The 6,946-nt window shown below is 45.7% G+C and carries 5 protein-coding genes; all 5 read right to left on the bottom strand.

The features are described 5' to 3' along the window. Positions 1-101: 101 nt before the first annotated feature. Positions 102-1,517: an argininosuccinate lyase gene (gene argH, locus BLS49_RS24250; protein ID WP_091236691.1), complete on the bottom strand. Its 1,416-nt coding sequence runs from the start codon at positions 1,515-1,517 to the stop codon at positions 102-104. Between the two features lie 472 nt (positions 1,518-1,989). Beyond that, the gene (locus BLS49_RS24245) at positions 1,990-3,225 is read right to left on the bottom strand and encodes an argininosuccinate synthase (protein WP_091236689.1); all 1,236 of its coding nucleotides are present in this window, start codon (positions 3,223-3,225) and stop codon (positions 1,990-1,992) included. A 57-nt stretch (positions 3,226-3,282) separates the two neighbouring features. Then, positions 3,283-4,242, bottom strand: a complete 960-nt coding sequence (gene argF, locus BLS49_RS24240) for an ornithine carbamoyltransferase (protein WP_091236687.1) — start codon at positions 4,240-4,242, stop codon at positions 3,283-3,285. Continuing rightward, on the bottom strand, positions 4,242-5,519 hold the full coding sequence (locus tag BLS49_RS24235; RefSeq protein ID WP_091236685.1) for an acetylornithine transaminase: 1,278 nt from the start codon (positions 5,517-5,519) through the stop codon (positions 4,242-4,244). Before BLS49_RS24235 ends, argF begins: the two co-directional genes overlap by 1 nt. A 308-nt stretch (positions 5,520-5,827) precedes the next feature. Then, on the bottom strand, positions 5,828-6,664 hold the full coding sequence (argB, locus tag BLS49_RS24230) for an acetylglutamate kinase (protein WP_091236684.1): 837 nt from the start codon (positions 6,662-6,664) through the stop codon (positions 5,828-5,830). Positions 6,665-6,946: the final 282 nt, after the last annotated feature.

Raw genomic sequence — 6,946 nt, 5'->3', positions numbered from 1 at the left:
TTTTGCAGGCTTTTGTTCATCCTTTCATGGCTACTTTAAAAAAACTGTATTTGTGCATCCTTTTCCTGATATCTTGCCTTTACACTGCTAAACAAGTTTTATTATTTACTCCGTTCAGTATACTCAGTAACCCACTCACCAGTTGACACAAGTCTCGCTTCCGCTCTAGAAATCGCTGCGGATACTTGTTCCGAAGCTGTGCCACCGTAAACATTACGTGCGTTAACAACCGTCTCCGGTTGCAGAACATTGTAGATGGTGTCATCAAACAATGGCGAAAATTGCTTGAACTCATCCAAAGTCAGATCGAGCAGAAATTTATTATTTTGGATACAGTAGAGAACTGTTTTTCCGATAACCTCATGCGCCTGGCGGAATGGCAAGCCTTTGTTGGCAAGGAAATCCGCAATATCCGTTGCGTTGGAGAAGTCCTTGTTCACCGCTTCGCGCATGCGTTCGCCGTTTACTTTCATCGTAGCAATCATCGGAGCGAACAATTGCAGAGCACCCTGCAAAGTAGCTACCGTATCAAACATGCCTTCCTTGTCTTCCTGCATATCTTTGTTGTACGCAAGCGGCAAAGATTTCAGCACCGTAAGAAGGCCCATCAGATTGCCATAGACACGACCTGTTTTACCGCGAACAAGCTCTGGTACGTCAGGATTTTTCTTTTGCGGCATAATGCTGCTGCCAGTGCAGAAAGCGTCATCCAGCTCAATAAAGCGGAACTCTGTACTGCTCCACATGACCAGCTCTTCGCTAAGACGAGATAAATGCATCATCAGCATCGAAGCGTTGGCAAGAAACTCGATAATAAAGTCACGGTCACTAACTGCGTCAAGGCTGTTTTCATACACCCCATCAAAATGCAACTGCTCCGCCACAAAATGACGGTCGATCGGGAATGTGGTTCCCGCCAGTGCTCCAGCGCCTAGAGGTAGAACGTTGATCCGTTTGTAGCTGTCTTGAAGACGCTCGATATCACGTCCAAACATCGATACATATGCCATCAAATGATGAGCAAAAAGAATCGGCTGCGCACGCTGCAAATGTGTGTATCCAGGCAGGATCGTCGTCAGATTTGCCTTAGCTTGTCCAATCAGCGCCTCCTGCAAATCATGCAGCAATCCTACAAACTCTACTACCCGTTTACGCAAATACAGGTGCATGTCCGTTGCCACTTGGTCATTACGGCTGCGTCCAGTATGCAGCTTCCCGCCAACCGATCCAACTTCATCGATCAGATTTTTTTCGATATTCATATGAATATCCTCGTCTGATACGGAGTACTCTAATTCGCCACGGCGAATTCTAATCAGTACAGTATGAAGGCCTTCCTTGATTTTCTCTACATCCTCTTCAGGAAGAATTCCACATTTGCCAAGCATCGTCACATGCGCGATACTTCCTTGTACATCCTCTTCAGCCAAGGCTTTGTCAAACCCAATTGACGCCGTATATTGTTCAACCAAACGGTTGGTCTGCTTCGTAAAGCGGCCACCCCATAACTTACTCACCTAACCCACTCCTTCATCTATAAAAGGTAGTTCAAAAATATGCTCCCGTTCACGAAATGATCCATGACGTGAAGTCTATTCAACTTTGATCTTGAAATCAAACCGTAGGCCGTTTCCACACCAGAGTATTTCAACGGATTAATGTTGACTCTGGCGAAAAACGGCCAAGCGGTTCTTATATATGACTTATACCACTATTTCAGCCTTTTCGTGCTCACTCTGCCCATATCTGGAGGATTTTCTCGCTAGCTGCAGCTTAAGAAATTCCTGCAAAAATGCAGTTTTTGACTAGCTACTGATTCTGTTACGCAAAATCCCTGCAATAATACATCTTTTTTCACTCATATCGTCTATTCTAGCAATAATCGAGATGAATTCCTGCAGATTTGCAGGTTTTTGCTTCTCAATCACATATTTACTTGAAAAAAACTGTATATTTGCAGGTTTTATACACCCACACATCACGCTCAACTTATTTATTGCTTTGTTCTACTCCAGAACTAACTTTAAGGCGCAGTGCATTCAAGCGAATGAAGCCTGTTGCATCGCCTTGATCGTAGGCTTGTGTAGGATCTGCCTCCATCGTAGCGATGTCCGGATTGTAGAGGCTGACAGGACTCTTCACCCCAGCAGCGATGATGTTGCCTTTATACAGCTTAACGCGAACCGTACCGGTTACATTCTTTTGACTTTCTGTTACAAGTGCTTGCAAAGCAAGGCGTTCCGGCGCAAACCAGAAACCATTATATACGAGCGTGCTATAACGAGTAATCAGGCTATCACGCAGATTCATTACTTCACGGTCCATCGTCAACGACTCCATTTTGCGATGAGCAGTAAACAGAATGGTCCCACCTGGAGTTTCATACACTCCGCGGCTCTTCATGCCGACAAAACGGTTTTCAACCATGTCCACGCGACCGATACCATGTTTACCGCCGAGTTCATTCAGCTTTTCCATGACACCAAGCGGATTCAAGCGTTCACCATTCAGAGCCACACAATTACCTTGCTCGAATTCAAGCTCCAAATATTCCGGTTGATCCGGAGCATCCTCAGGAGATGCACTCAAGAGGAACATATCTTTATTCTCGATAGCAGAAGCATCGAACCAAGGATCTTCCAGCACACCGCTCTCATAGCTGATATGCAGCAGGTTGCGGTCCATAGAATATGGCTTGGATGCTGATGCTGTAACAGGAATTCCGTTAGCTTCAGCATAAGCAATCATTTCAGCACGTCCAGGGAAACGATCGCGGAACTCGCTTAGTCTCCAAGGAGCGATAACGGAAATCTCAGGAGCCAATGCCGCAGCAGCTAATTCAAAGCGCACTTGGTCATTCCCTTTACCTGTAGCACCGTGAGCAATTGCAGTTGCACCTTCTGCGCGTGCAATATCAACCATACGTTTTGCGATCAACGGACGAGCGATACTAGTTCCGAGCAAATATTGTCCTTCATAAAGTGCACCAGACTCGAACATTGGATAAATAAAATCTTTTGCAAACTCTTCGCGCAAGTCATCAATGTACACCTTGGAAGCACCTGTAGCAAGCGCCTTTTCCTCCAAGCCGTCCAATTCTTCCTTTTGACCGATATCTGCCGTAAAAGCAATAATTTCAGCGTCATAAGTTTCTTTAAGCCATTTCAAAATAACTGATGTATCCAGACCGCCGGAATACGCCAGTACGATTTTTTCTTTTGCCATGATTCAGTAATCCTCCTACTAAGATAAATTATTGCCCCATTAGTGGACAGAGCTGAGTTAACCTATCAACGCTGCCATCAATGCTTTTTGCGCATGCAGACGATTCTCTGCTTGATCAAAAATAATCGAGTTCTCTCCGTCAATGACACCTTCGCTAACTTCCTCACCGCGATGAGCTGGCAGACAGTGCATGAACAGATAATCCGGCTTGGCACACTTCGCAAGCTGCTCATCTACCTGATAATCCTTGAACGCATTTTCGCGCGTCTTCTGCTCTTCCTCAAAGCCCATACTAGCCCAAACGTCTGTGTAGATTACATCTGCATCTTGAACGGCAGCCTTAGGATCACGTACGACTTCGATAACTGCTCCAGTAGCTTTGGCGATTTCCTGTGCATCCACCACAATTTGAGGATCAGGCTCATAACCTTCCGGACTAGCCACCGATACATGAACACCAAGTTTTGCTCCGCCGATCATAAGAGAATGAGCCATATTGTTGCCATCGCCGACATAAGCCAGCTTGAGCCCCTTCAACTCACCTTTATATTCATAAATAGTCTGAAAATCAGCAAGCACCTGACACGGATGCGCCAGATCGCTAAGACCGTTAATGACTGGAACCGTTGCATAACGAGCCAAGTCTACGACTTTATCGTGGCCGAACGTACGAATCATAATGCCATCAAGGTAACGGGACATTACGCCAGCTGTATCTGCTATCGTCTCACCGCGTCCAAGCTGAATATCATTTTTGCTCAGGAACAAAGCGTGACCGCCAAGCTGATATGTGCCTACTTCAAAAGAAACCCGCGTACGAGTCGATGATTTCTCAAAAATAAGTCCAACTGTTTTTCCTTTAAGCGGCTGATACTCTTCCCCATTTTTTTGCTTGCGCTTAATTTCAATGGCCAGATCGATTAAATACTGAATCTCTTCTGTAGTATAATCAGTCAACTCAATAAAATCCCGACCGCTTAAGTTAAAGCACTTGTTAGTTTGTTCTGAGAGACTCATTACTTCACTTCCTCCTTGGCTGCTGTATGTGCGGCAATCAATGCTACTAGGGTATCTACCGCCTGATCAATTTCTTCGCGGCTTACTTTCAAATTCGGAAGGAGACGAATGACATTAGGTCCAGCCGTCACGAACAACAGCTTATTCTTCTGTCCAGCCGTCACTAACTCAGCGACAGGTCCATTGCACTCAATACCAACTATAAGTCCCATTCCGCGGATCGCTTTTACAAAAGGCTCATCCTTCAGTGCTTCACGCAGCCGATCCGTCAAATAACGTCCCATTTTAGCCGCTCTCTCAGGAATATTCTCTTCCTTCATCGTCTCCAGCGTTGCAATAATCGAAGCTGTTACCACTGGATTTCCTCCAAAGGTAGATGCATGAGTTCCTGGTGTAAATGCCTCGCGAAGATATTCCTTCGCTAACATTGCACCTGCTGGCAGGCCGCTCGCAATTCCTTTTGCCGATGTGAAAATATCCGGTTCAATCCCGTACTGTTCATGAGCATACCAAGTACCTGTCCGTCCCATACCGGTCTGTACTTCATCGATAATTAGCAGGATTCCTTGCTCCTTACAGAGCGCAGCAACTTCTTTCACAAATGAAGGATCTGCTGGATACACTCCTCCCTCTGCCTGAATCATCTCCAGCATAATTGCAGCCGTATTAGATCCGATCGCCGCTTTAAGAGCCTCAAGATCATGCATAGGTACTGTAATAAAACCAGCAGGCAGCGGAAGAAATCCGTCCTTAACCTTATCCTGTCCTGTCGCTGTTAGTGTAGCTAACGTGCGTCCATGAAAAGATTGGGTAAACGTAATAACTTCATAACGATCTTCACCCTTCACTTTCTGATAATACCGACGCGCCAGCTTGATCGCAGCTTCATTCGCTTCCGCTCCACTGTTGCAGAAAAATACGACATCCGCACAGCTCACTTCTGTCAGCAATTTGGCTGCTTTCTCCTGCTGCGGGATTTGAAACAGGTTCGACACATGCCAAAGCTCATCCAGTTGAGCTTTAACCTTCTCCTTCACCTTCTCAGGAGCATGGCCTAAATTGGTTACCGCAAGACCGCTCATAAAATCCAAATAACGGTTGCCTTGGTCATCCCATAGCCAGCTTCCATGCCCTTTTACAAGATTCAGCGGGTAACGCGAATAACTTGGAAACAAAGCACTTTGAACGCCTGAAACGGCACTCGCTCCATTTGCATCTATACTTTTATTACTTCCGCTGGCAGCAGGCGTAGTTTCCTTAAGATCATTTTGTGCCATAGCTTGCTCAACTCCTATCGATTAATGTTACTCACAATGGTAAACATAAACTTATAGAGGATGTTCAAAAAGTCACCTTCCCATAACGAATCAAATCATGAAGCGGAGTCGACATCGAATCTTGAATTCAGCCGGACCTTCCGGTGCTCACGTACCCAAAACAGCTTATGCTTCCGAAGTCGTTTTCTACGAAAACGTGTAGCTCCGCTCCTCAGGCCCCAGCTTCATCCAACCTTCTCGGTCATGAAAACCTGACTTTTTGAACACGTACTTATATAAATATAGCTCAATTTCAGAAGAAACGGCTACTACATCCGAACAATTTTTGTCCCGATCTTCTCTCCGGCCAATACTTTGCCGAGTACATTAGGCTCACTTCCATCAACAATAACAACTTCACTTACTTTACCGCTGATGCATGCTACAGCAGCTCTTACTTTAGGAATCATTCCACCGTAAATTTCGCCGGTTTGAATCATGTCCTCGATTTGCTGCACCGAGACCGATTCCAGCACCTTTTTTTCACCATTTACAGATTTCAAAATACCAGGTACATCCGTTACCACGATCATTTGCTTCACACCAAGCTCGGACGCAACAGCACCCGCCGCCGTATCTGCATTGATGTTATAGCGTTGTCCGCTCACGTCGATACCCACAGGTGCAATCACTGGCAAATAACCAAGCTCTGTCACACCTTGAATGAGCGAAGCGTTCACTTGAGTAACCTCACCTACAAGCCCCACCTCAGCGACATTAGTAACTGGCTTCGCCTGAATCAGACCGCCGTCTACACCGGATAAACCGATCACTTTACCCCCGGACTGTCCAATGCGACGTACTATTTTCTTATTAATACTGCCTGTGAGCACCATCTCTACAACTTCAAGCACCTCTTCAGATGTATAACGAAGTCCGTTCACAAATTTTGTTTCAATTCCAAGCTTGCTTAAATTTTCTGAAATAGCAGGGCCACCGCCATGCACGATGACAGGCTGAATCCCTTTATTCTGCAGCTCAACCAGGTCACTATAAAAGGAATCCGGCAACTCTTCCAGCGTGCTGCCCCCACATTTCATAACAAATGTACGGTTCTCCTTCGTCAGCTTGTTTTCCTGCTGACTGCTATCCAATGCTGATTTCATCCTCAGTAATCCCCTTTCTTATCATAAAGCTGAATCCAAGATTCGACGCCGAGTATTCCTCTTCGAAATGCGTCGTGATCAAAAGCTGATTTTTTGAACTTCCTCTTCAAATAAAGGTTCAAAAAATCAGGTTTTCAGCACCGAGAAGATTGGAGGAAGCCAGGGATCGAGGAGCGGAGCGTAGGAGTAGCCTACGTGAGCACCGGAGATCCCGGCTGAATCCAAGATTCGACGCCGAGTATTCCTCTTCGAAATGCATCGTGATCAAAAGCTGATTTTTTG

Origin of the sequence: Fontibacillus panacisegetis (assembly GCF_900102215.1) — a bacterium.
Taxonomy (GTDB): domain Bacteria; phylum Bacillota; class Bacilli; order Paenibacillales; family Paenibacillaceae; genus Fontibacillus; species Fontibacillus panacisegetis.
The sequence above is the reverse complement of the archived record's forward strand: the minus strand, read 5'-3'. Positions and strand labels throughout refer to the sequence as shown.

Excerpts from the sequence above, each read along its gene's own strand:
- argB (WP_091236684.1), bottom strand. The coding sequence starts at position 6,664 with ATGAAATCAGCATTGGATAGCAGTCAGCAGGAAAACAAGCTGACGAAG.
- argF (WP_091236687.1), bottom strand. The coding sequence starts at position 4,242 with ATGAGTCTCTCAGAACAAACTAACAAGTGCTTTAACTTAAGCGGTCGG.
- BLS49_RS24235 (WP_091236685.1), bottom strand. The coding sequence starts at position 5,519 with ATGGCACAAAATGATCTTAAGGAAACTACGCCTGCTGCCAGCGGAAGT.
- BLS49_RS24245 (WP_091236689.1), bottom strand. The coding sequence starts at position 3,225 with ATGGCAAAAGAAAAAATCGTACTGGCGTATTCCGGCGGTCTGGATACA.